Annotated in this window: 24 protein-coding genes; 14 read left to right on the forward strand and 10 right to left on the reverse strand. The window is 55.1% G+C overall.

The genetic code is table 11. The features are described from left to right. Positions 1–32: 32 nt before the first annotated feature. The 4 genes from ACT3UM_RS02775 to ACT3UM_RS02790 form a co-directional block, all read right to left on the reverse strand. Positions 33–368 (reverse strand): hypothetical protein, encoded by a 336-nt coding sequence (locus ACT3UM_RS02775; RefSeq protein ID WP_498895929.1) that lies wholly within the window; start codon positions 366–368, stop codon positions 33–35. A gap of 102 nt (positions 369–470) precedes the next feature. Beyond that, on the reverse strand, positions 471–1,505 hold the full coding sequence (locus ACT3UM_RS02780; RefSeq protein WP_498895930.1) for a histone deacetylase family protein: 1,035 nt from the start codon (positions 1,503–1,505) through the stop codon (positions 471–473). Positions 1,506–1,514: 9 nt separating this feature from the next. Beyond that, complete coding sequence (locus tag ACT3UM_RS02785; RefSeq protein ID WP_498895932.1) at positions 1,515–1,814, reverse strand: GIY-YIG nuclease family protein; 300 nt, start codon at positions 1,812–1,814, stop codon at positions 1,515–1,517. After that, the gene (locus ACT3UM_RS02790; protein WP_498895933.1) at positions 1,807–2,280 is read right to left on the reverse strand and encodes a YchJ family protein; all 474 of its coding nucleotides are present in this window, start codon (positions 2,278–2,280) and stop codon (positions 1,807–1,809) included. The genes ACT3UM_RS02785 and ACT3UM_RS02790 overlap by 8 nt, the downstream gene beginning before the upstream one ends. A 184-nt stretch (positions 2,281–2,464) precedes the next feature. Here ACT3UM_RS02790 and ACT3UM_RS02795 point away from each other — a divergent pair, with 184 nt between their 5' ends. Then, a complete protein-coding gene (locus ACT3UM_RS02795; protein ID WP_144813993.1) occupies positions 2,465–2,776 on the forward strand; it encodes a hypothetical protein in 312 nt (103 codons plus the stop codon). 93 nt (positions 2,777–2,869) lie between these two features. Here ACT3UM_RS02795 and argE read toward each other — a convergent pair whose 3' ends face one another. After that, positions 2,870–4,033: an acetylornithine deacetylase gene (gene argE / locus ACT3UM_RS02800; protein ID WP_498895936.1), complete on the reverse strand. Its 1,164-nt coding sequence runs from the start codon at positions 4,031–4,033 to the stop codon at positions 2,870–2,872. 216 nt (positions 4,034–4,249) lie between these two features. Here argE and ugpB point away from each other — a divergent pair, with 216 nt between their 5' ends. The 7 genes from ugpB to ACT3UM_RS02835 all read left to right on the forward strand — a co-directional run bounded on the left by ugpB (position 4,250) and on the right by ACT3UM_RS02835 (position 10,948). Beyond that, positions 4,250–5,575, forward strand: a complete 1,326-nt coding sequence (ugpB, locus tag ACT3UM_RS02805; protein WP_498895937.1) for a sn-glycerol-3-phosphate ABC transporter substrate-binding protein UgpB — start codon at positions 4,250–4,252, stop codon at positions 5,573–5,575. 90 nt (positions 5,576–5,665) lie between these two features. Continuing rightward, entirely contained in the window at positions 5,666–6,550 is an 885-nt protein-coding gene (gene ugpA, locus ACT3UM_RS02810; RefSeq protein ID WP_498895939.1) for a sn-glycerol-3-phosphate ABC transporter permease UgpA, read from the forward strand. Positions 6,551–6,833: 283 nt separating this feature from the next. Beyond that, the gene (gene ugpE, locus ACT3UM_RS02815; protein WP_498895940.1) at positions 6,834–7,676 is read left to right on the forward strand and encodes a sn-glycerol-3-phosphate ABC transporter permease UgpE; all 843 of its coding nucleotides are present in this window, start codon (positions 6,834–6,836) and stop codon (positions 7,674–7,676) included. 1 nt (position 7,677) lies between these two features. Beyond that, positions 7,678–8,733, forward strand: a complete 1,056-nt coding sequence (locus ACT3UM_RS02820) for a sn-glycerol-3-phosphate import ATP-binding protein UgpC (protein ID WP_498895942.1) — start codon at positions 7,678–7,680, stop codon at positions 8,731–8,733. Between the two features lie 133 nt (positions 8,734–8,866). Beyond that, complete coding sequence (locus tag ACT3UM_RS02825; protein WP_498895944.1) at positions 8,867–10,111, forward strand: RNA polymerase sigma factor; 1,245 nt, start codon at positions 8,867–8,869, stop codon at positions 10,109–10,111. A gap of 82 nt (positions 10,112–10,193) precedes the next feature. Continuing rightward, positions 10,194–10,583, forward strand: coding sequence for a YciI family protein (locus ACT3UM_RS02830; RefSeq protein WP_498895946.1), 390 nt, complete (start codon positions 10,194–10,196; stop codon positions 10,581–10,583). Then, positions 10,580–10,948, forward strand: a complete 369-nt coding sequence (locus ACT3UM_RS02835) for a DUF1428 domain-containing protein (protein ID WP_498895948.1) — start codon at positions 10,580–10,582, stop codon at positions 10,946–10,948. Before ACT3UM_RS02830 ends, ACT3UM_RS02835 begins: the two co-directional genes overlap by 4 nt. Before the next feature lie 65 nt (positions 10,949–11,013). Here the strand turns inward: ACT3UM_RS02835 and ACT3UM_RS02840 are convergent, their stop codons facing one another. Beyond that, positions 11,014–12,645, reverse strand: a complete 1,632-nt coding sequence (locus ACT3UM_RS02840; RefSeq protein WP_498895950.1) for a bifunctional metallophosphatase/5'-nucleotidase — start codon at positions 12,643–12,645, stop codon at positions 11,014–11,016. Between the two features lie 307 nt (positions 12,646–12,952). Continuing rightward, positions 12,953–13,957: a porin gene (locus tag ACT3UM_RS02845; protein WP_498895952.1), complete on the reverse strand. Its 1,005-nt coding sequence runs from the start codon at positions 13,955–13,957 to the stop codon at positions 12,953–12,955. A 321-nt stretch (positions 13,958–14,278) separates the two neighbouring features. Between ACT3UM_RS02845 and ACT3UM_RS02850 the strand changes: the two genes are divergently transcribed. From ACT3UM_RS02850 to ACT3UM_RS02875, 6 genes are all read left to right on the forward strand, one after another. After that, complete coding sequence (locus ACT3UM_RS02850) at positions 14,279–15,442, forward strand: glycosyltransferase family 4 protein (RefSeq protein ID WP_498895953.1); 1,164 nt, start codon at positions 14,279–14,281, stop codon at positions 15,440–15,442. Then, positions 15,405–15,944 carry a phosphatase PAP2 family protein gene (locus ACT3UM_RS02855; RefSeq protein ID WP_035582771.1) on the forward strand — a complete coding sequence of 180 codons (540 nt, stop codon included), beginning with the start codon at positions 15,405–15,407 and terminating at the stop codon, positions 15,942–15,944. The genes ACT3UM_RS02850 and ACT3UM_RS02855 overlap by 38 nt, the downstream gene beginning before the upstream one ends. An 892-nt stretch (positions 15,945–16,836) precedes the next feature. Continuing rightward, positions 16,837–16,968: an entericidin A/B family lipoprotein gene (locus ACT3UM_RS02860; protein ID WP_498895955.1), complete on the forward strand. Its 132-nt coding sequence runs from the start codon at positions 16,837–16,839 to the stop codon at positions 16,966–16,968. A gap of 5 nt (positions 16,969–16,973) precedes the next feature. Next, positions 16,974–17,501, forward strand: a complete 528-nt coding sequence (locus ACT3UM_RS02865) for a YqiA/YcfP family alpha/beta fold hydrolase (RefSeq protein WP_498895957.1) — start codon at positions 16,974–16,976, stop codon at positions 17,499–17,501. A gap of 89 nt (positions 17,502–17,590) precedes the next feature. Further along, complete coding sequence (locus ACT3UM_RS02870; protein WP_144813949.1) at positions 17,591–17,764, forward strand: DUF6435 family protein; 174 nt, start codon at positions 17,591–17,593, stop codon at positions 17,762–17,764. After that, positions 17,748–18,620, forward strand: coding sequence for a ChaN family lipoprotein (locus tag ACT3UM_RS02875; RefSeq protein ID WP_498895959.1), 873 nt, complete (start codon positions 17,748–17,750; stop codon positions 18,618–18,620). Before ACT3UM_RS02870 ends, ACT3UM_RS02875 begins: the two co-directional genes overlap by 17 nt. Before the next feature lie 3 nt (positions 18,621–18,623). Here the strand turns inward: ACT3UM_RS02875 and ntrC are convergent, their stop codons facing one another. From ntrC to ACT3UM_RS02890, 3 genes are all read right to left on the reverse strand, one after another. Beyond that, a complete protein-coding gene (gene ntrC, locus ACT3UM_RS02880; protein ID WP_007111927.1) occupies positions 18,624–20,051 on the reverse strand; it encodes a nitrogen regulation protein NR(I) in 1,428 nt (475 codons plus the stop codon). After that, a complete protein-coding gene (gene glnL / locus ACT3UM_RS02885; RefSeq protein WP_498895962.1) occupies positions 20,048–21,106 on the reverse strand; it encodes a nitrogen regulation protein NR(II) in 1,059 nt (352 codons plus the stop codon). Before glnL ends, ntrC begins: the two co-directional genes overlap by 4 nt. A gap of 264 nt (positions 21,107–21,370) precedes the next feature. Further along, entirely contained in the window at positions 21,371–21,919 is a 549-nt protein-coding gene (locus ACT3UM_RS02890; protein WP_498895964.1) for a DUF4124 domain-containing protein, read from the reverse strand. Between the last annotated feature and the right edge of the window lie 74 nt (positions 21,920–21,993).

A 21,993-nucleotide genomic window follows, 5' to 3' on the forward strand; every position in this document is an offset into this window, starting at 1 on the left:
GTTGATGTTGATTAGCACTACTTATTTTAACATCACCCCACCCGGTGCTGCTTAAGCACGGTGAGGCTTCGCTCTTCTTCGTTTTGCGGCTGAGAAGGCGCTTGGCGCGTGCCGACCAGCACGTACCACTCCGCTTCACTCAGGTAGGTTTCGCACCAGTGGCCTAGGTCGTGGGCGCACTCTTCGCGGGTGAGTTGACCACCGCGGTAGTCGTGGGCGAGCAGCAATAAATTCTGCCGGGCGGTACGGGCACGGGCATTACCGCCGTGTACTTTTGCTAACGGGCAGCGTCTGTCATAGGCTGCGTTGGTCAAGGCATTAAGCCAACGCTCCAATTCGTGCGCTTGAATTCCACCATACACTGCCACGCTTGAGCTCCCTGCCCCGTTGAAAGGGCAATAGCCTGCCCGATTTAGGGGCCGCTGTCACGGTTAACCTTTACCCTTGTGTAGATGCTGTTTCAGACCTTGTTAAAGGGCCTGCTCAAAACCTTGTAACACGTTGACTACATTGACACCTATTTCATCTACCGCATAGCCCCCTTCCATCAGAAATACGCTGGGTAAGCCTGCCTGGGCCAGGCGTTCACCTAAAACGGTGAAATCTGCGCTGGTAAAGGTGAAGGCACTGATCGGGTCATCCTCAAAAATATCGACCCCTAGCGATACAATCAGTAACTCGCACTCTGCGACGTTAATCTGCGCCAATGCCTGATCCAGTGTCGCCATCCAAGTGGTAACGCTGGTGCCTGGCGGTAACGGGTAGTTAACGTTAAAGCCCTTACCTTTACCCTCGCCGTTTTCATCAGCGTAGCCCAAATAGTAAGGAAAAGTGGCCTCGGGGTCACCGTGTAACGAAATGAACAGCACATCGTCGCGGCCGTAGAATATCTGCTGGGTGCCGTTGCCGTGGTGGAAATCGACGTCAAGAATCGCCACCCGGCGCTTGCCTGTATCTAAGGCTCGCTGGGCGGCAATGGCGGCATTATTGAAGAAGCAGTAACCGCCAAACTGATCATAGGCAGCGTGGTGGCCCGGCGGCCGACACAGTCCAAAACTGGGTTCACCCGTTTGAAGCGTATGTTCTACCGCGCCTAACGCCACATCCTTGCTCGCCATGGCGGCTTCAAAGGTGCCTTCTGAGATCGAGGTTTCCGCCGCCAAGGCGTAGTAACCTAGCTGGCCGCTGATAGAGCGAGGAATGCGGTCACCACGCATGCTTCGCGATGGCCAAATATTGGGAATTGCCTCCCCCTCATGCCCGGCGGCACCCCACGCTTGCCAGCAGTTGGCTAAAAACGACACGTAGTCTTTGTCGTGCACCGCCAGTACCGGTGCTAACCCATAAGCGCTAGGGGAATGGATCTCGCCAAGCCCGGACTGACGAAGATACTTCAGCACTAGATCAAGGCGTTCAGGACACTCAAACGGGGTCACCAGCGCGCCGTCATGTAACTCCGTGCGCGCTTGGCGCAAACGGCTATCCTCTGAGTAAAATGTCAGCATTGCGGCTCCTTAATCGGCCTCTAACTGGATAGGCCACTGCTTGGCCCAGCGGCGCTTTTGACTTGGCGTTTGTTGCTTTAACTGATATTCAGCCCGGCTTGCGGCCGCGCGGTCATTAAAGGGTTCGGCACCCAGCAGCGCAACAGGGGGGTTTGCACGGGTATAACGCGCCCCTTTGCCGGTGCAGTGCGCCTGGTAGCGCTTTGCTAGGTTGTTGGTAATCCCCGTATAGGTGCCGCGCTGGCACTCCAACAAATAGAGATACCATTGCGGTTCGGCTTTCGGAGGCTGAACGATGCCACTATTCACCGCAACATACCTTTAATTTGCGCCCGCTACCACATAAGCACGGGTCGTTTCGGCGTGGTTTTAAGCGGGTAAGTGTAGGAGTGCCATCGACATACCACCAGCGCTGCTGCTCGTTAACGAAGCGGGAGACCTCTTCTAATACATGCCACCCTTTTTGCACGCGCCCCCTTTCATAAAAACAGGCACGAAAATGCACGTAACCGATATTCTCGATCGGCGGTTCTGCGGAGATGATGGATAGCGACTTCCACTCAGCGTCAGGATCCGGCGCAAGCTCTGCAGGGCGGGTAGAGGGATGCCATGTTGCCAACAGGTAATCGGTAAGCCCTAACACAAAGGCCACATAGCGCGAGCGCATCAAGGCTTCAGGCGTAGGCGCCAGTTCGCCTTGATGATAACGGCCACAGCATTGTTCAAGCGTTAAATGGCTACCACAGGGGCAACTTAGATCAGTCGTAGGGGTCATAAACAAGCTCGTTAGTCACATCTTTGATAGCCTAACCGATACGTCCTATGCGCGTCGCCCGACGCGTATCACTATTGTTCGATATTTATGCAGCGTTAGGTATATAGTAGTGGGGCAATACATTCAGACGATGGGGTACGAATCACGATCGATCATTCTTTCCAAAATTTTTGGAGGTTCTCCTATGAAGGTCTTTAAACCGGAATGGCAGTGCACGTTTAGCGTAAACGAAGGCGCGGAAGAATCAGCAACTTGGAAAGAGAGAATCGCGTGGCGACTCAGGGGAGTTGCGGATCGGCTGGAAGGTGGCGGGCGCACGGTAAAAATCGATTACCGAGTGACGCCAGCGGTTAGCCAACAGGAAGTCGATACTTGCTTAGGCAAGGGCTTCGAAGTAACTCAACGCCTGCTAACGCAGTTAGCCCAACAGCAGGCGTGCGAAGATGTGATGCGCCATGCCAAAGCTGAGCTGTTTGAACAGCATCCTCAGCATTAATTGATATGCATTAATTGATATGCATTGGTACGGTATAAAAAATCCCACTCCTTTTAAAGGGTGGGATTTTTCTTGGGCGGTCACTTAATCCGTTTAAGCGGATATTTCGAGCGCGCCGCCCATCTTAGCTAGAAACGCCTCACACGCTTCAAGCTGTTCAATATCAATATATTCATCGGGTTGGTGTGCCTGGGCGATGCTGCCGGGGCCGAGAATAACGGTTTGCAGGCCCTGCCCCTGGAACTGCCCGGCCTCGGTTGCATAGGCCACCGCGTGGTCGCAGCACCCTGCGGGCAAATGGTCTTTGGCTAAGCGAAGCACCTGATCATTATCGCGATCTGCTAGCCCCGGCACGGTAACGTTAAGGGGCTCGGTGATGATTTCAACGTACTTGCCTTTGGCCTGTAGCTCAGCGCTGAGCTGGGCGCAATAGGCCTCAAACCGCGCGTATATTTCGTCGAAGGTGTCCGTGGGCAGATGGCGAATCTCCCACTCAAACTGACACTCCCGCGCCATGATATTGATCGCCGTGCCGCCTTTGATTTTGCCAACGTGCAGGCTGGTGTGCGGCACGTTAAAGGCTTCATCAATGCGCCCCTCTTCCACCAGCGCCGCCATAGTGTCCTCAATAAAGGTCACCAGCCTTGCCGCCACATGAATCGCCGAAGTGCCCTGATTGACCTGGCTGCTGTGAGCTTCGCGGCCAATCACTGTAGTGCGTAGGTTGGTCGCCCCTTTCTGCGCGACCACCGGCTGCATGCTGGTGGGCTCGCCGACAATCACATGGGCGGTGGTGGAGTAGTGCTCGTAAAAGCGCTTAATGAGGCTTGGCGCACCCACGCAGCCGATCTCTTCGTCATAGGAGAAACCCAGATAAATCGGCTGCTGCAGAGGCGCTTTCGTCCAAGTGGGCACCATCGACAATACGCAGGCGATAAAACCTTTCATATCGCAGGTGCCACGCCCATAAAGGCGCCCATCGCCACCATCACGCAGGGTGAACGGATCGCTCGACCACGGCTGACCCGCCACCGGCACCACATCGGTATGCCCGGAAAGCATCACCCCGCCCGGCGCCGCTGGGCCAATTCTTGCGATCAGGTTGGCTTTGGTACCGCAAGGGCTCATCACCCGCTCGGCGCTCACGCCGTACTCGGCTAAATAGCCTTCCACATACTCAATCAGCGCCAGATTGGATTCACTGGAGGTGGTGTCAAAGGCGACCAGTTTTTCGAGCAGCACAATGGCGTCGGACATGAGGTTCTCTTTCCTAACGTGTCAATATAGCGTTGCGTTAACCCTAACACCCTCCAGACCCTTCGCCTACTCCCGCCCACGAACGTTGACTGTCACGGCAGGTTCATCGTGCATTCACTAAAACGTCATCTACACTTCTTACTGTTCAGTGCATCTAAAAATCTCAACAAACGCATTGCACGCCTGACTAAGTTCAGGCCCACAAGGAGCTTCTTTATGTCTCGTTTTACACTGCACGCGCTTGCCGTAGGGGTGGCGACGGCCAGCCTAAGCCTGTCTGCTCAGGCGGCAACAGAGATTAGCTGGTGGCACGCCATGGGCGGCCAACTGGGCGAAATTCTCGAAGAGATGACCCAAGACTTCAACGAGTCTCAGGACGACTACCACGTTACCCCCAGCTATCGCGGCACCTATACCGAAACGATGACCGGCGCGATCGCCGCCTTCCGTGCCAATGAGCAGCCGCATATCCTGCAGGTGTTTGAAGTCGGCACTGGCACCATGATGAACGCCAAAGGCGCCATCTACCCAGTGTACGAGCTGATGGAAGAGCATGGCCGCGCTTTCGATAAAGAAGCCTTCCTGCCAGCCGTCGTGGGTTATTACACCGACACCAACGGCAATATGCTCTCTTTCCCGTTTAACTCCTCTACGCCAATCATGTACTACAACAGGGATATGTTTGAAGAAGCGGGTCTAGATCCTGAGCAGCCCCCACAAACATGGGAAGAAGTAGCCGATTTTTCGCGCCAAATTGTCGATTCTGGTGCGGCAAGCTGTGGCTTTACCACCTCCTGGCCTAGCTGGGTAATGCTGGAAAACTTCTCTGCTTGGCATAATCTGCCGCTAGGTACGCTGGAAAACGGCTTTGGCGGTATGGAAACCGAGTTTACCTTCAACAATGAGCTAGTCGCTCGCCACTGGGACAACCTCCACGACTGGCAGGAAGAAGGTGTCTTTAAATGGGGTGGCCCCGGCTCCGGTCCCGACTCTGAGCCGATGTTCTACTCCCAGGACTGCGCGATTTTCTTCGGCTCTTCTGCTTCACGGGCGGACGTCGCCGCCAATTCAGAATTTGAAGTTGGCTTTGGCATGCAGCCCTACTACGACGACGTAGAAGGCGCACCGCAAAACTCAATTATCGGTGGCGCCACTCTGTGGGCACTGCAGGGCCATAGCGATGACGAATACGAAGCCGTTGCGGCGTTCTTTGAGTACCTCTCCCAGCCCGAAGTACAGGCACAGTGGCACCAGCAAACTGGCTACCTGCCCATCACTCAGGCCGCTTGGGATCTGAGCCAAGAACAGGGCTACTACGAAGAGAATCCAGGCGCGGATATTTCGCTGAAACAAATGACGCTCAACGAGCCGACCGAGAACTCCAAAGGCCTACGCTTTGGTAACTTCGTGCAGATTCGCGACATCATCTCCGAAGAGATGGAAGCGGTGATGACCGGTGACAAATCGGGTCAGGAAGCAGCGGATGAAGCAGTAGCACGCGGCAATGATCTGCTCCGTGATTTTGAAGCTGCCAACCAGTAAATAAGCACTCACTTCGCCGTCTACCCTTATGGGTAGGCGGCGATTTCGTTTGTTGATGCTTATTTTTGCTAACAATTTGCAGAGCTGCCCATGCAAACCAAACGCATGACCTACCCTGGTCGCTTTTTGCCCTACGCGCTGCTGGCGCCCCAGGTGATTGTGACACTGATTTTCTTTATCTGGCCTGCGGGCCAGGCGCTGTATCAGTCGCTGTTGCGCGAAGACGCCTTTGGGCTGCGCTCAACGTTTGTGGGTCTTGAGAACTTTGCCCGTCTATTTCGTGACGGCAGTTATGTCAATTCTCTATCGGTGACGATGGTATTCGCCGTGGGCACTACCCTGCTATCGATGACAGTGGCGCTTTTATTGGCCAGTACCGTCAACCGGATGATTCGCTCACGCAGCACCTACACCACGCTACTGGTGTGGCCCTACGCCATCGCCCCCGCGCTTGCGGGCGTGTTGTGGTGGTTTATCTTCAACCCCTCTATCGGCATTGTGCCCTATATGCTGGAAATGGTGGGTTACCAGTGGAACCACCGTAACTCGGGCAGTGACGCCATGCTGCTGGTGATTTTTGCCGCCGCCTGGAAGCAGATTTCCTATAACTTTTTGTTTTTCCTGGCGGGCTTACAGTCAATCCCGCAATCGCTGATTGAAGCCGCCTCCATTGACGGCGCCAGCCCAACGAAGCGCTTCTGGACGATTATTTTCCCGCTGCTCACGCCTACCACCTTCTTCTTGCTGGTGGTTAACGTGGTGTACGCCATGTTCGACACCTTCGCGATCATTCACGCCACCACCGCGGGCGGCCCCGCTCAGGCGACCAACATCTTGGTTTACAAAGTGTATGCCGACGGTTTTGTAGGGCTAAACCTTGGCTCGTCAGCGGCTCAGTCGGTGATTCTGATGGTGATTGTGGTGGCATTAACGATGATCCAGTTCCGCTTTATTGAGCGCCGAGTCAACTACTAGGGCCTGTTGAAGTTTCACTCACGGCCGCGCTGGAGCCCGTTTTTATTCGCGGCAAGGCAGGAGGAGAGAGGTTTGGTGATTCCAAATGAACGACGACTAACGCCGCCGCGGGTAAAAACGGGCCCAGCCCTACGGGTTGCCCCACAAATCGCGCCATACGGCGTTGCAAAACTTGAAAAGGGAACCACCCTTCCCTGCGTTTTGCGCCTTGTCTGGCGCGATTTGTGGGGCAACGCGGTTCGCGATGAAACGTCAACAGGCCCTAGCCTTTGGGAGAACGTTAATGGTTGAAAACCGCCCTTGGGCTAACCTGATAGCCCATATTGTTTTGATCTCTGGTGTCGCGCTGGTGGTTTTTCCGGTGTATGTCGCGATCATCGCCTCTACCCATTCCCTATCGGGTTTGCTGCAGGGTACGCTGCCACTGCTGCCCGGCGGCCACGGGATCGAAAACTACACGCGCATGTGGCAGTCGGGCGTCTCCAATGCCGGCGCACCGCCGGCAGCCTTAATGCTGTGGAACAGTTTTATCATGGCCATGGCGATCACGGTGGGTAAGCTGTCTATTTCGCTGCTTTCCGCCTTTGCCATCGTCTACTTCCGTTTCCGCTTCCGGATGTTCTTCTTCTGGATGATCTTCGTCACGTTGATGCTGCCGGTGGAAGTGCGCATTATTCCGACTTTTCAGGTCGTTGCGGATCTTAAAATGCTCAATAGCTTTGCCGGGCTATCGATCCCGCTGATTGCCTCGGCTACCGCAACCTTCTTGTTCCGCCAGTTCTTTATGACCATTCCCGAAGAGATGCTCGAAGCCGCCCGGGTCGATGGCGCCGGGCCACTGAAGTTTTTTAAAGACATCTTGATGCCGCTGTCGGTGACCAATATCGCCGCGCTGTTTGTGATCATGTTTATCTACGGCTGGAACCAGTACCTCTGGCCACTCATTATCACCACCGACCCTGATTATTACACCATTGTGATGGGCATTCAGCGCATGACCTCTGAAGAGAACCCACAGTGGCAATTAGTGATGGCCGCGGTGGTCATGGCAGCGCTGCCGCCTGTATTAGTGATTCTGTTTATGCAACGCCTATTTGTAAAAGGCCTGACCGAGACGGAGAAATAAGATGGCCAGCATTACCTTGGAAGGGCTAAAGAAAACCTATAGCGGCGATGTTCACGCCGTGAAAGGCATCGATTTACAGATTGCAGATGGCGAATTCGTGGTGCTGGTGGGGCCTTCCGGCTGCGGCAAATCGACCCTGCTGCGCATGGTGGCAGGGTTGGAAACCATTACCGAGGGTACGCTCAAAATCGGTGACCGGGTGGTCAATAAGCTAGAGCCCGCCGAGCGTGATATCGCCATGGTGTTCCAGAACTATGCGCTCTACCCGCACATGACGGTGTACAACAACCTTGCTTACGGCCTCAAGAACCGCGGGTTTAACAAAGAAGACATTGAAAAGCGCGTGCGAATTGCCGCCAAAATGCTCGAGATCGAAGAGTTTCTGGAGCGCAAACCGCGCAAGCTCTCTGGTGGTCAGCGCCAGCGCGTCGCCATGGGCCGCGCGTTGGTGCGCGACCCGGCAGCCTTTCTATTCGATGAGCCACTTTCCAACCTGGATGCCAAACTGCGCGTGCAGATGCGCGTGGAGATCAAACAGCTGCAGCGGCGCCTGAAAACCACCAGCCTCTATGTAACCCACGATCAGTTGGAGGCCATGACTTTGGGTGATCGCTTGGTGGTGCTGAACGCTGGGCAGATCGAGCAAGTGGGCACGCCGATGGAGATCTACGCCCGCCCCGCGACCATGTTTGTGGCCGGGTTTATCGGCTCACCCGCCATGAATATGCTGCCGGTGGATTACCTGAACACACCAAGTGCCAACGGTCTGCTGGATAACCTGCCCGAAGGCACCGATATCGTCGGCATTCGCCCGGATGATATGCACCTAGCGCCGCCTACCGCGCCTCACCTAATTGTTGACTCGACGCTTGCGCTGTTTGAAGCCGCCGGTGCTGAAAGCCATCTGTACGTGACCCTCGCCGATAGCGATCAGCCCACGGTGATCCGCGTTTCGGGGCAGCCGCCCGTTGCCGAAGGCGAAACCCTGCGGTTTTTTGTGACCCGTGACGCTCTGCACCCTTTCAACAGCACCACGGGGAAACGTACGGGAGATTGAAAGCCTATCCCCCAAAAACAAGCCAAGAAAAAAACAAGTCAACGGAGAAGCCATGCGCTACGTTTGAGAGAGCGAGCATGACGCATTTCTGCGCCTTCAGCCCTTTATCCGAGTCGCGTACGGATCTCCCTTGATGAGTACTGAACCTTTATACGTTGATAGCCTATATCGTGATCACTCCCGGCGCGTTCAGGCGACGCTAATACGCCTGCTGGGGGATTTTGAGCTAGCCGAAGAAGCCATGCAGGACGCTTTTGTGGCGGCTGTTCACCAGTGGCCGGTTAACGGCAAACCTTACAACCCCACCGCATGGCTAATTCGCACCGGCTACCACTGCGGAATAGACCAAATCCGCCAGCGTAGTACCGCACGCCGTCGGGCCCACTTGCTGTTATCTACTGAGCTTTTACTGACAGAAGAGACGCTGGATCTTGAGCCAACGGCTATCGAAGACGACGCCTTGCGGCTGCTATTCACCTGCTGCCACCCAAGCCTGAGCATGGAGGCACGGACTGCCCTGACGCTTCGCGAGATGTGCGGTTTGACCACCGAGCAGGTCGCCAGCGCGCTACTGATGAAGCCTACGACGCTGGCACAGCGTATCGTGCGCGCCAAACGCAAAATTCGCGATGCGCATATCCCTTATGCCGTGCCAACCCAAGAGGAACTGCCCGAACGCCTACCCGATGTGCTCAAAGTCATCTATCTGGTCTTCAATGAAGGCTACTCACGCAGCACGGGCGCCAGCGTGGTCGATATCAGCCTGACCCAAGAAGCCATGCGGCTGGGCAATGAGCTGGCACGGTTACTACCCAAGGGTGAGGTATTTGGGCTGATGGCCTTGATGCTGCTTAACGATGCCCGCCGGGATGCGCGCCAGGATAACGACGGAGAACTGGTAACCCTGGATGCTCAAGACAGACGCCTATGGCGCCAAGAGGATATCCAAACCGGCATTGCATGGCTGGAACAGGCGCTGGCGCTCACCCCCGCCGGGTACTACACCCTGCAGGCGTCGATTGCCGCCGTACACGCCCAGGCTAGCCACGCCGAGCAAACAGACTGGGGGCGCATCGTCAGGCTCTACGATGCTCTCTGCCGACGCTTTCCATCCCCCATCCTGGCGCTGAATCGTGCGGTCGCCATTGCCATGAACGGTGCGCCCGATACCGGCCTGAAGTTACTCGATGACATCGCTCATCACCCGCAAATCAGCCGCTATCATCTGTTCTATGCCGCTAAAGCGGATTTACTGCGGCGCCAAGGTCAGCATGAGGCCGCGCGCAGTGCCTATCACCAGGCGCTGCTATTAGTCACCCTGGATCCAGAAAAACGTTTTTTGAACAGGCGATTGGCAGAGCTCGAAAAATTCCCCTAAAAAAATGCTTAGGCTATGTCGATTCGTGAGCACGTCAAACGACTACGGAGAGTCATCACCCTGACCACCCAGGAGGCTCTCAATGAAGTACGTTGCGCTGGTCTATTACCAAGAACAGATTATCAACGCCATGAGCGAACAGGAGTGGCACGACCTCAACCAGGAATGCATTGCTGGGGTTGAGCGCCTAAGCGCCAGCGGCCACTACCTGACCGGGCAGCCGTTACAACCGACTGAGACGGCAACCACCGTACGCGTGCGCGATGGCGAAACGCTGATCTCCGATGGCCCCTTCGCGGAAACCAAGGAGCAATTGGCTGGCTTCTATCTGCTGGAAGCCCACGACCTGAACGAGGCACTGCAGCTGGCTAGCCGCATTCCGCCCGCCCGGCTGGGCAGCATTGAAGTCCGCCCGGTTCGAGAACTGCCACCTAAAGCAGCACCCAAAACAGAAATAGGAGAACAATCATGAATACTGCCGCCTACCCCTATGTGGATGGTTTCGTCGCTGCTGTGCCTAGCGTTAATAAAGCTGAGTTTATTGAACATGCCCGTGCCGCGGCCGTTGTGTTCAAGGAACACGGAGCGCTCCGCGTGGTGGAGTGCTGGGGCGACGATGTACCCGATGGGGAAGTGACCTCCTTCCCCATGGCGGTTAAGCGCAAGGATGACGAGGCGGTTATTTTTTCCTGGATAGAGTGGCCATCCCGCACCGTGCGCGATGAAGCCATGCCCAAAGTCATGCAGGACCCTCGCCTGCAGATGGACGTTAACCCGATGCCATTTGATGGTAAGCGACTCATTTATGGAGGCTTTGCAAGCATCATCAATGAGTAAGCGTGAACAAGTGGCCCAGAGATTTAATCCGAATCGTCCTGGGCCCCATTCTCTTCAGCTACATCTTATTGAGTTACATCAGTGATCCGCCCTTCAACCTGGTAGAACACCTCTTTGCGTTCCACCATATAGTCGCGCAGCATTTCCCAATCCGTATTGCCGACAATGGTGTTACGGCCATCTTCATAGGCTTCACCGAGTACCGTATGGCTGTCGCCACCGGCGGCGGTGAAGTTGTTGGTGGCGATGGTATAAGTACGCTCTGGATCAATCGCCTGCATCGCGCCTTCCTGGGCAACATTTAGGCTGATCACCCGTTCACCTGGCGGCTCGCTGCTGTCATATATCAGCTCAACGCCTGCTGACACCTGCAGAAAACCTCCGTTCTCATCGGGTGCATTGGCCAGGGCAATTTCAAAGGTTTCCAGCAGCTCGGCGCCGGTAACGTCGAGCAACGTCAGGCGATTGCCAAACGGCTGTACGGCGATCAAATCACCCACGGATACATCACCACGCTCAATCGCTTCACGGATACCCCCGCTATTCTGAATCGCCATGACCGTGTCCGGCGCTACCTGCTGCGCGGCATGCAGCTGGGCATCGGCGATTAAATTGCCCAGCGCTGTTTCATTGGCACGCACACTGTGTTCATCGCCGCTGCCGTGGCGCGGGTTGGGCAACGCTGAGATCGCCTTGGCGCCGATCAAGGTATCCCGCAGTGTTTCAATCTCAGCGGTGTAGGGTTCAAGCCGCTGAGCGGCGTCGGAGTCCGCCTCACGATCGTCGGCGGCGAGCAGCTCGCCGCTGGCATCTACCACCACGCCGTCCTCGTCGAAGGTGACCTGCATCACCCCAAGGTGCTGGCCATACTCGCCTGCCTGGCCAATCACCGTCGGCGATGGGAGCTCCTCACCTGCGCGGCTCTCGCTTAGCAGCCTGGGGGGCGAAACCTGGCTATGGCTGTGCCCGCCAACAATAATGTCGATACCTTCGACGTGCTCCGCTAGCAGCAAGTCGTTACCCACGCTGGGGTCGCTGTCGTAGCCCAGGTGGGTAAGGGCAATAATTTTGTTAACGCCCTGCTCTTCAAATGCCGCCACCATGGCTTCAGCCGCTTCACGATAATCGCTGATGGCTATTTGGCCGGGGCTTGAGATCGTTTCGCTATCCTGCGTGCTTAACCCAAAAATGCCGATCTGTTCGCCATTGTGCTCAACCACAATGCCGTCATAGAGCTGCCCGGCTTGCGGATCTACGCTGACAGACTCACCCAGCATGTCAGTAAACTCAGGGCCTGCTGAAAAGTCTAGATTGGCCCCTAATATGGGAAACGCGGCGCCTGCAAAAAATGCCGCTAGCGCCTGATGCCCCTGTTCTGCGTCACCCAAGTCAAACTCATGATTACCCGGCACAAAGGCGTCGTAGCCCATCAAATTCATAAATTCCAGCGCATCCTGGCCCTGAAACTCAGTGAAATAGAGCGTGCCTGAAAAGATATCACCCGCATCCAGTAGTAATCCGTCCCCATAGCGCTCCCGTGCCTCATTCAGCGTGGTGATCAAATGGGGATACTGATCGGTGCGCCCGTGTAAATCATTGGTGTGGAACAGCGTTAGGGTGTAGTTATCAGCCAAGGCGGGAGGAGCGGTGACGAATAACGCTGTCCCTAGCGCCATGCCATAGCGGTGAAAACGCATCTAAATGACTCCTTTCATAACGGTGTTCGAACACCTTAGCAGTAAAGATAGACTACCAGCGACATTTCGTCTCCATGGCAAATTATTACCTTTCCTCCTCTCCTTAAGTTTACGGTTAGCGAAATAACTCACCGAGAACAAAGACTGACTCTTTGAAGACAGCCAAATAAAGCATAAAACACAAAAACGCTAAAAGCCGGTGTGGAATTATCCACACCGGTAAAGATCGAAACATGCGAGCTAACTTACAGCTAAAGAACTAATGCAAAAAACTAATGCAACACTACCGCTAACATCACTCTATTAATTAGAAGTGATAGCGAGCGCCTAATGCGTAGTACATATCTTCTTCGAAGTCATTAACAGCATCCAGGTTACGATCGTTCAGCTCAAGGAACATATCGAAATTGCTAGACAGCTTATACATTGACCCTAGTGCCCAAGCGTTACGCTCATCGCTAGCGCTATCTACGTCGATGTTGTAGTAGTCGGCGAAGAACTTCCAGGAATCGACAGCGAAAGTTGCACCAACACCGATTTTATCGAAACCACCACCGTTAACATCGTCATCATCGCGGGTTTCATAACCTACACGAGCAGCGAAAGCATCCGTAATAGCAAACTCGCCTGTAGCGCCATAACGCACTTCACCGTTACCACCACCGCGTACCGTATCATCTACATAACCAAGCGCTAAACGAGCTGGACCTGTTTCGTAGACAACACCACCTTGAGTGGCGATAACGGATCCTTCGGAGGTCTGCTCGGCTTCAGTCAAACCACGCTCAGAGAAGTGCTTGGCAGATATAACCGCCTGAAAACCGCTGAGTTCTGGCGTTTTATAGCCAATCGAATCGCCGCGTGCCTGTACACCACCGCCAGCAAACTCATAGCCACGCTCAACGTAGACGTCGAACGGCGTCATTACGTAGCTATCGTAGAAGCTATCGTAGTTACCGGCCATGAAGGTACCAAACTGCTGGCTTTCCAAACCTAGGTAGCTGTTGCGCACTTCATCGAAACCAGAGTCCTGATTGCGCTCATCGCCGGTAAAACGCCACTCAACACGCGCAAATGCACGTAGATCCGTGGAGATTTGATGGCCAGCAGTAATCCTCAGACGGGATCCGAAATTACGGAATTCTTCGCCGTTATCAACACCGTTATCAACACCGCCGCCTTCAAACCCCATAGCAATACGGCCGTAGATTTCCAGGTCGGTACCGTCTTGATCATAAACGGTGGCTGCTTGTGCTGCAGAGGCTGCCAATAAACCGCTAACGGCCAGGGCCAATGTCGTCTTTTTAAACATGATCGTTCCCATTGAAGTAGTTAATGCTTGCGCTTTGCGAAGACACAATGAAGGACGAATAACGCCTCAACGCAGCCAACCTTAAAGGACATATATTTCATTTACTTTAAAGTTTTATTTTTTTGGGAACTTATTTTTTATACACTATTAAAGAAACTTTTCATTCAAATTTAACATTTAACTGATAGTACAGCGAAGATCGGTCTTTTCTCTCTTAGCCTATTTTCTTCAGCGTGTCATCGCTTATTCACCGGCTTGACTCCGCAGTGTCACTATTCCCATCCAAAATGATTAAAAATGTGATAAAGGGATGAATCGCTCATGCGGCTCTGCATCGTTAGTGAAACATGGTCACCGGATATCAATGGCGTAGCCCATACACTGAGCCGGTTAAGCTGTGAGCTTAACCGGCAAGGAGTGCCGGTTGATGTGATTCGCCCGCGTCCCAGGGGCGCGGGTAATGCAACCGGCATTAACCGCGAGCTACAGGTGCAACGCTTTGCCTTACCCGGTTACACCGATGTGCAGGTAGGGCTGGTTAGGCCCGCTACGCTGCGCCGTTTTTGGCGTAAGCATCGACCAAACATCATCTACGTCGCCACCCAAGGTCCTCTCGGTTGGGCGGCCCGCCAAGCGGCGCGGCAGCTCAATATTCCCTTGGTAGCGGGCTGGCACACCAACTTCGACCACTACTGTGAAGATTACGGCGTCAACTGGCTGGCCTCGACCACACGCCGCTACCTACGCTACTTCCATAACGGCTGCGACCTGACCTTAGTGCCTACCCACCAGCAAGCAAAAGCGCTGCAGCGTCAGGGGATACGCGATGTCCATGTGCTGTCACGGGGGTTGGATGGTGAGCGCTTTTCACCTGCCCACCGTGATCCTGCATTACGCGAACGCTGGGGGGTGAGCGAGCATCAGCCGGTGGCGCTTTACGTTGGCCGATTAGCCGCGGAAAAAAACCTCACCCTGCTACATGAAAGCCTTCAAGCCATGCGCGAGGTACGCCCCGATATCGCCCAGATCATCGTCGGCGATGGCCCCGCACGGGCACAGCTGGAAAAGGCGCTGCCCGATGCACACTTCACCGGTTTCGTGGGGCAGGAATCGCTTGCTCGCCACTATGCCAGCGCCGATATGTTTATTTTCCCCTCGCTTTCCGAAACCTGGGGGAATGTGGTGGCTGAAGCCATGGCCAGCGGCTTGGCCGTGGTGGCTTATGATCATGCGGCCAGCGCCGAACTCATTAACAGCGGCCACAACGGAGTCACCGTACCCGCTGGCGATAGCGCCGCGTTTCAACAGGCTGCCGTGGAGCTGTGCCAGCACCCCGCCGACTACGCTCGCTTAGGTCGAGTGGCGCGCTTACGCGCACTTGAGCAGAGCTGGACGGGTATTGCCGAGCAATTTTTGCGTTATCTACACCAAGCCCAGGAGGCTCATCATGCGCCCGCGTCCGCTTGTCGTATTCGACCGTCTTGACCTGATTGAGTGGCAGTTCTGCCAGCGCATATCGCGGCTATCGATCTACCGCCCCTGGCGCATCACACTTCAGGCCGCCAGCCGCTTAGGTGATTGGCCGGTGTGGGTGCTGCTGATTCTCGCCCAGCCCTGGCTCCAGCCTAATGGCGCCTGGCGTGTCTTGCAGTACAGCGTCATCGCTCTGTTTGCCGTGGCCGTTTATCGGCTGGTGAAAACCCGCTTATGCCGTGAGCGTCCCTTTATCACTTACGGTGAAGGCATCGAGTGCTGCGAACCGGCCCGCGACCGTTACAGCTTTCCCAGTGGTCACACCATGCACGCGGTGATGTTTAGCGTATTAGTCGCCGCCCACACGCCCTGGCTACTGCCGGTGGTATTGCCGTTAACACTGCTGATAGCGATCTCACGGGTAGGGTTAGGGCTGCACTATGTAAGCGATGTACTGGCAGGGGCCGCAATGGGCTACGCTTTTGCCTTGGCCAGCCTGTATTGGATGGGGTAAACGCGCTTCGGCGGCGGACAGACGACGCAGCAGCGCCCGCGTAAGCGGGCGCTGTTTTTTTATAAAATTTAATAAAAAACAGTTTATTAAACATCTGGCGGCATATCATCACGCTCATCCATTCTAGCCATGAATGATGTCTTAAACATCATATACACGCCCACGCCTGAAAACCCTAAGAACAAAACAAACATGCATAACATCAATGCCATCGCCATAATCTTGTCCCTGGTAGTGCGCGGTCGTTACGTTGACGTTTTCTAACCGCTGCCTTTTGATTTCACCGAAGGATAGACCAAAACAACGCATTAATCTGTGGGGTTGCGACCCATGCAAATAGACGAACCAACAAACTATAAAAAAATCAACCACTTAAATAATTTCGCCCACGCGAAAAAACCACCTCATTTTCATGAGATGGTCGTTTCGCATCAGTCCACTCCTTTGTTTGATGAACAGCGCCTCCCTACGCTGCAACCAGTGAGTGGGCTGATTGTCCTTTAACGTCCTGTTAACTTATTGGCTCCCTGCCTTCCTTCTGCCCGTCAGCCCACTCACTCAGTTTTTGCTGACACTTAATCTGTACGTTTAACTCTTAACAACTGCAATACTAAACAACTGAATAGTTAATACATTTCTATGTAGCTACTCAGTACTTGCAGACGTTGCGCCAACTCATGCCAATAGCCACATAAACCATTTAAAAACAATTACTTAAAAATAAAACCGTGTGCCAAAAAGTACTCTACAGGCAACCTCTTTCATGTATAGAACTGGCACATGCGACATAAGCACACCGGTTTGGGACACAAAGCGTAGCGAATCGTCATCGCAGGGGTTATTTTGCTATCTATCCACTCACTTCTAGCCGGATGCTTTCAAGGGGACCACTATGAAACGTACTATCGCGCTTGGCATCGTCATGATGGTGACACTGCTGCTGATCAGTGGCTGTAATACCATTCGCGGTGCGGGTGAAGACCTTCAACAGGGTGGCGAAGCCATCCAGCGCGCAGCGAGCTAAACGTTATGATGACTGTGTATCTATCCCATGGCCTTGAGAGCGGCCCGGGAGCGCTAAAAACCCAGGCGCTGAAAGGCGTTGCGGAAAAGCTGGATGACTGTGAGCCGGTGGTCATGGACTACCGAGGCATTGCAGCGCCAAAGCTGCGCCTTAAGCACCTATTGGGGGTGTTAGCCGAGCGCGGTGACGACCCTGCCCGGTGTGTACTGGCAGGCTCAAGTTTGGGGGGCTGGCTAAGCGCAGCGGTTAGCGCTCAACAGCCGGTGTTGGGCTGCTTTTTGCTGGCACCCGCGCTGGGGTTAGCCGACTATCCAGAAACGTCACCGACTATCCAGGCCCGGTACACCCATATCATTCACGGCTGGCGGGACGATGTCATTGCCCCGGAACCGGTGATTGAACGTGCCCGCCTACAGCGCTTATCGCTGCGGATGGTAGACGACGATCATCGTTTGCATGCCAGCCTGGAGACTATTTTGTTCGATTTTGAGCGCTTTTTACGTCAGTGCGGCGCACCTACTCAATACGCTTAGCCAGCCTAGCTAAAACAAACATTCGACAAGAGCCTTCTAAACCTATACAAATAGTGTACACAAGCACATTGATAGCACGGAGATTGCTCATGTTAGGTATGTTTAAGCGCGACCCCAAAAAGAAGCTACAGCAAGAGTATGAACGCAAACTTCAAGCCGCAATGGAGGCTTCACGCAATGGCGATATGCGCGCCAATGCCACGCTTACCGAAGAAGCAGAAGCGCTACTTGCCGAGATCAGACGTATTGAATCGACACAATAACCGCAATAGACAACGCTTTGAACTACTCGCGGCTTTAGCGCTGGCTAGCCTGCTGCCCAACGTAGCTCTGGCGGTTTGCCCAAGCCCAGGGCAGTGGTGGCAGGAAGGACAGCCATTCACCAGTAGTGAGCTGCTGCCGACTGCAGCCCAGCAACAAGTGGTATTGCTGGGTGAACAGCACGATGAAATAGCTCACCACCGCTGGCAGCTGCATACCTTAGCGGGTCTGCATGCGCTACGTGACGATATGGTGATTGGCCTGGAGATGCTGCCGCGCAGCGTTCAGCCTGCCCTGAATGCCTGGGTGGCTGATGAGTTAGATGTGGCCACACTGCTTGAGCAAATTCAGTGGGACGAGACTTGGGGATTTGATTCAGCGCTTTATATGCCGATTTTAGAGTTTGCCCGGATGGCACAAATCCCGCTAATCGCGCTTAATATCACCCCCGACCTACGCCAGCGGCTGGTCAATGATGGCTGGAGCAGCGTACCCGCTGAAGAGCGTCATACAATTTCGCCCCCCAAGCCCGCCAGTGCCGCCTATCGCTTACGGCTCACCAAGGTGTTCAATCAGCACGCCATGGGCGATGCTCCCGATGCACTTGAGCATTTTATTCAGGCACAGCTCACCTGGGATACCGCCATGGCCCAGCGCCTGGCCGAGGCCACGGAGGGCGGCGCCCTGGCAGTGGGCTTAATGGGTCTTGGCCACGTCACGTATAACGAGGGAGTGGCCTACCAGCTAAACGCCTTGGGCGTTAACGACACCGTTAGCCTGCTGCCCTGGCAAATGAGCGACTGCACTCTGCCCGACCCTACGCTAGCTGATGCGGTGTATATACTCGCTGATGACTAACGATTACTCGTCAGCGAGTGCCGGTAACAATGTTTTCAATTTACGCGTGAGCGTATTGCGCCCCCAGCCCAGCAGCTCAGCAGCTTCACCTTTGCGCCCGCCGGTATGTTTTAGCGCGGTTTCAATCAGAATCCGCTCAAAATCGGGCACCGCTTCCTCAAGCAGATGAGTATGGCCTTCGGCCAAGGCATGATCCGCCCAATCGCGAAACGCCGTGCGCCAATCGCCGTGTGCGCTACTTTCGGAAGCACTGGTGGAACGCAGCTCCGGCGGTAAATCTTCAACCAGAATTTCACGCCCCGACGCCATCACGGTCAGCCAGCGGCAGATATTCTCTAACTGGCGCACGTTGCCGGGCCACGGCAAGCGTGTCAGATGAGCCTCCGCTTCGCTGGTCAGCACCTTGATATCGGTGGTCAGCTCTTTCGCCGCCTCGGCTAAAAAGTGCCGCGTTAAGCGGGGGATATCTTCACGCCGCTCGGCAAGCTTGGGCAGATGGATGCGGATCACGTTCAAACGGTGAAACAAATCCTCCCGGAAGCGGCCGTCGTCCACCAACACTTCTAGGTTTTGGTGGGTGGCGGCGATGATACGCACGTCTACTTTGACCGGCGTGTGCCCGCCAACGCGATAAAACTCACCATCGGCCAATACACGCAGTAAGCGCGTTTGGGTTTCAGACGGCATATCGCCTATTTCATCTAAAAACAGCGTGCCGCCATTGGCCTGTTCAAAGCGCCCTTGGCGCTGCTGGGCTGCCCCGGTAAAAGCGCCCTTCTCGTGGCCAAACAGCTCAGACTCAATTAAATCGCGGGGAATGGCCGCCATATTGAGGGCGATAAACGGCTTACCTTCCCGCGGGCTATGCTGGTGAAGCGCCTGGGCAACGCGCTCTTTACCAGTACCCGACTCGCCGTTAATCAACACCGTGATATGAGAGTGGGAAAGGCGACCAATGGCGCGAAACACTTCCTGCATGGCAGGTGCTTCGCCGATAATTTCGGCGTTCAAGCCTTCCGGCACGGTGACCGGACGCTGGCGTTCACGGGCGTGGGCCACGGCGCGGCGCACCAGCGCCAGCGCCTCGTCAACGTCGAACGGCTTGGGCAGATACTCAAATGCCCCACCCTGATAAGAGGCCACGGCGCTGTCCAGATCGGAGTGCGCGGTCATCACGATCACCGGCAGGTCGGGATGCGCCTCACGTACCCGGGACATTAGATCCAGCCCGTCAATACCCGGCATACGAATATCGGTGACCAGCACGTCGGGTGGGTTTTCCAGCAAACGGGGCAGGGCAACGTCGGCGCGCTCAATACACTCAACGTCCAGGTCGGGTTGCGCTAAGGCGCGCTCCAGCACCCAGCGGATAGCGCGGTCATCATCGACAATGACCACCCGCGCAACATCATTACGTGCAGCCTCAGTCATGACGCTTCTCCGGTGAAATTAATAACCATGGGAATCAGTAAACGAAATTCGGTGTGTCCAGGGCGTGAGTCGCATTCGATCAAGCCTTGATGTTGGTGCAAAATCGACTGGGCGATAGACAGCCCAAGACCGCTGCCTTCCGCGCGCCCCGATACCATGGGGTAAAACAGCGTTTCCTGCAGCGCAGCGGGAATACCTGGACCGTTATCGATCACGGCGACTTCACTAACCAGCCGGTGGCGTTCAGCACCCAGGGTGAACTGGCGACGGGCGCGGGTACGCAGTATTAAAGAGGGTTCCGGTGTTTGCGCATCGCTCATGGCCTGCACCGCATTGCGGGCCACGTTGAGCACCGCCTGAATCATTTGCGATTCATCGCCGGAGAGATCAGGCAAGCTGGGGTCGTAATCACGACTAATCGGCACGCAAGGGTGCTCGGCAATCAGCAGCGCCCGCACCCGTTCGAGCACTTTATGAATATTGACCGGCTCGTGCCTAAGAATACGGTTTGGGCCGAGCATGGAGTCGACTAAATCGCGCAGCCTATCCACCTCTTCCACAATGATATGGGTATATTCGCGCAGCGCCGGGTCGTCTAGATCCCGTTCTAATAGCTGCGCCGCACCGCGAATGCCGCCCAGAGGATTTTTGACCTCATGGGCAAGCCCGCGGGCGAGCACCTTGATGGTCTCCTGGCGGGTGGTTAGCGCCTCTTCACGGGAGATCTGCATCAACCGATCCCGCGGCTCCACTTCCAGCAACAGCTCATCGTCAGATAACGGCGAAACCGTGTAGTCAACCGTCAGCGGTTCACTATTCAGCGGGGTAATGCGCGCTTCACGCTGGGTATAAGGGTGAAAGGCATCCCGTGCCTTGGCCAATACATCGTCAATGCTTTCATCCCCACCGAGTAGTGTGTCCAGACTAATCCCATGAACACGGCTAAGACTGACCGCTAACAGCGCTTCAGCGGCAGGGTTCATCCAGCGCACACGCAGCTCGCCGTCTAGCAGCAATACCGCTGTGGTGAGATGTTCAAGCAAACGCTGATGCATGGAGGTGTCCTGAAAAATAGCGTCTTCCATCGCCGATACAGACCTACAGGTGGATGATCAATGAGTGAACTGCAAAAAGCGCGCCAATTACGCACTTATGCCCATTTGCACGGCTTACGGGCATCGCAAGGGGCGAGAACGAATCGTTTTAGCGCACCCATGGCAGTAAACGCCCCTAATTGCGCACCACTTTAGTGCATCCAGTTAAAGGCAGGGAATTTTCATGCCGGGTTTTGCGCATAATCCGTGTTTAAGGAACTGACTTTAAGGAACCATAATCGTCACGGCTGCCGTACGGTGTTGCAAACGCTGGCTGCTATCCAGTAGCTCTGCTTGCAGCTCATGCCGTCCTGAAGTTAGTCCCGTTAGCCAAAACACATCGCTGTGCAGCGCAGTCTGGCTAATGTTGCCATCCACCAACAAGCGGACCTGGTGGTCGTCGCGCAACGATGGCGCAATAGCCACCTCCACCGCGGTCATTCCATCTTGCACCTGTGCGCCTTGCTGGGGCAGAGCGATCGAGAAGTGGTCATAGGGCATAAAGGGCTGCCCCGGCTTGCCCCGCGGCCGCTGCGATGGGGTCGTGTTAGCGCCAGGCTTGGCGAGTGCGGCGCTCAACGCAGGCGGCAGGCTTGGCAACGGCGTCAATTCTAGGGCCTCACCACCGCGACCAGGGTTATCGGTAAAGGTAACGTTGCCGTGCTCATCGGTAACCCGATAAACCGTCTGCCCGAACGCTGAAGCGCCGACTCCCCCTAAGCTTAGAGCAGCAACCAGTACACTACTGATCGCAACTGTATGGATCTTGCTCATAGCTGCGCTCCTCAACTCCCAAGCAAAAAACCCCGCCGAAGCGGGGTTCTATTAATAATCACCGTTACCACCGC

Source organism: Halomonas sp. AOP13-D3-9, assembly GCF_052379125.1.
GTDB lineage: Bacteria > Pseudomonadota > Gammaproteobacteria > Pseudomonadales > Halomonadaceae > Vreelandella.

Coding starts and splice junctions, on each gene's coding strand:
- ACT3UM_RS02795 (WP_144813993.1), top strand. CDS start 2,465: ATGAAGGTCTTTAAACCGGAATGGCAGTGCACGTTTAGCGTAAACGAA.
- ACT3UM_RS02790 (WP_498895933.1), bottom strand. CDS start 2,280: ATGACCCCTACGACTGATCTAAGTTGCCCCTGTGGTAGCCATTTAACG.
- ACT3UM_RS02830 (WP_498895946.1), top strand. CDS start 10,194: ATGAAGTACGTTGCGCTGGTCTATTACCAAGAACAGATTATCAACGCC.
- ACT3UM_RS02820 (WP_498895942.1), top strand. CDS start 7,678: ATGGCCAGCATTACCTTGGAAGGGCTAAAGAAAACCTATAGCGGCGAT.
- ACT3UM_RS02890 (WP_498895964.1), bottom strand. CDS start 21,919: ATGAGCAAGATCCATACAGTTGCGATCAGTAGTGTACTGGTTGCTGCT.
- ACT3UM_RS02825 (WP_498895944.1), top strand. CDS start 8,867: ATGAGTACTGAACCTTTATACGTTGATAGCCTATATCGTGATCACTCC.
- ugpE (WP_498895940.1), top strand. CDS start 6,834: ATGGTTGAAAACCGCCCTTGGGCTAACCTGATAGCCCATATTGTTTTG.
- ACT3UM_RS02850 (WP_498895953.1), top strand. CDS start 14,279: ATGCGGCTCTGCATCGTTAGTGAAACATGGTCACCGGATATCAATGGC.
- ACT3UM_RS02840 (WP_498895950.1), bottom strand. CDS start 12,645: ATGCGTTTTCACCGCTATGGCATGGCGCTAGGGACAGCGTTATTCGTC.
- ACT3UM_RS02835 (WP_498895948.1), top strand. CDS start 10,580: ATGAATACTGCCGCCTACCCCTATGTGGATGGTTTCGTCGCTGCTGTG.
- ACT3UM_RS02780 (WP_498895930.1), bottom strand. CDS start 1,505: ATGCTGACATTTTACTCAGAGGATAGCCGTTTGCGCCAAGCGCGCACG.
- ugpA (WP_498895939.1), top strand. CDS start 5,666: ATGCAAACCAAACGCATGACCTACCCTGGTCGCTTTTTGCCCTACGCG.
- ugpB (WP_498895937.1), top strand. CDS start 4,250: ATGTCTCGTTTTACACTGCACGCGCTTGCCGTAGGGGTGGCGACGGCC.
- ACT3UM_RS02860 (WP_498895955.1), top strand. CDS start 16,837: ATGAAACGTACTATCGCGCTTGGCATCGTCATGATGGTGACACTGCTG.
- ACT3UM_RS02845 (WP_498895952.1), bottom strand. CDS start 13,957: ATGTTTAAAAAGACGACATTGGCCCTGGCCGTTAGCGGTTTATTGGCA.
- ACT3UM_RS02870 (WP_144813949.1), top strand. CDS start 17,591: ATGTTAGGTATGTTTAAGCGCGACCCCAAAAAGAAGCTACAGCAAGAG.
- ntrC (WP_007111927.1), bottom strand. CDS start 20,051: ATGACTGAGGCTGCACGTAATGATGTTGCGCGGGTGGTCATTGTCGAT.
- ACT3UM_RS02865 (WP_498895957.1), top strand. CDS start 16,974: ATGATGACTGTGTATCTATCCCATGGCCTTGAGAGCGGCCCGGGAGCG.
- argE (WP_498895936.1), bottom strand. CDS start 4,033: ATGTCCGACGCCATTGTGCTGCTCGAAAAACTGGTCGCCTTTGACACC.
- ACT3UM_RS02855 (WP_035582771.1), top strand. CDS start 15,405: ATGCGCCCGCGTCCGCTTGTCGTATTCGACCGTCTTGACCTGATTGAG.
- glnL (WP_498895962.1), bottom strand. CDS start 21,106: ATGCATCAGCGTTTGCTTGAACATCTCACCACAGCGGTATTGCTGCTA.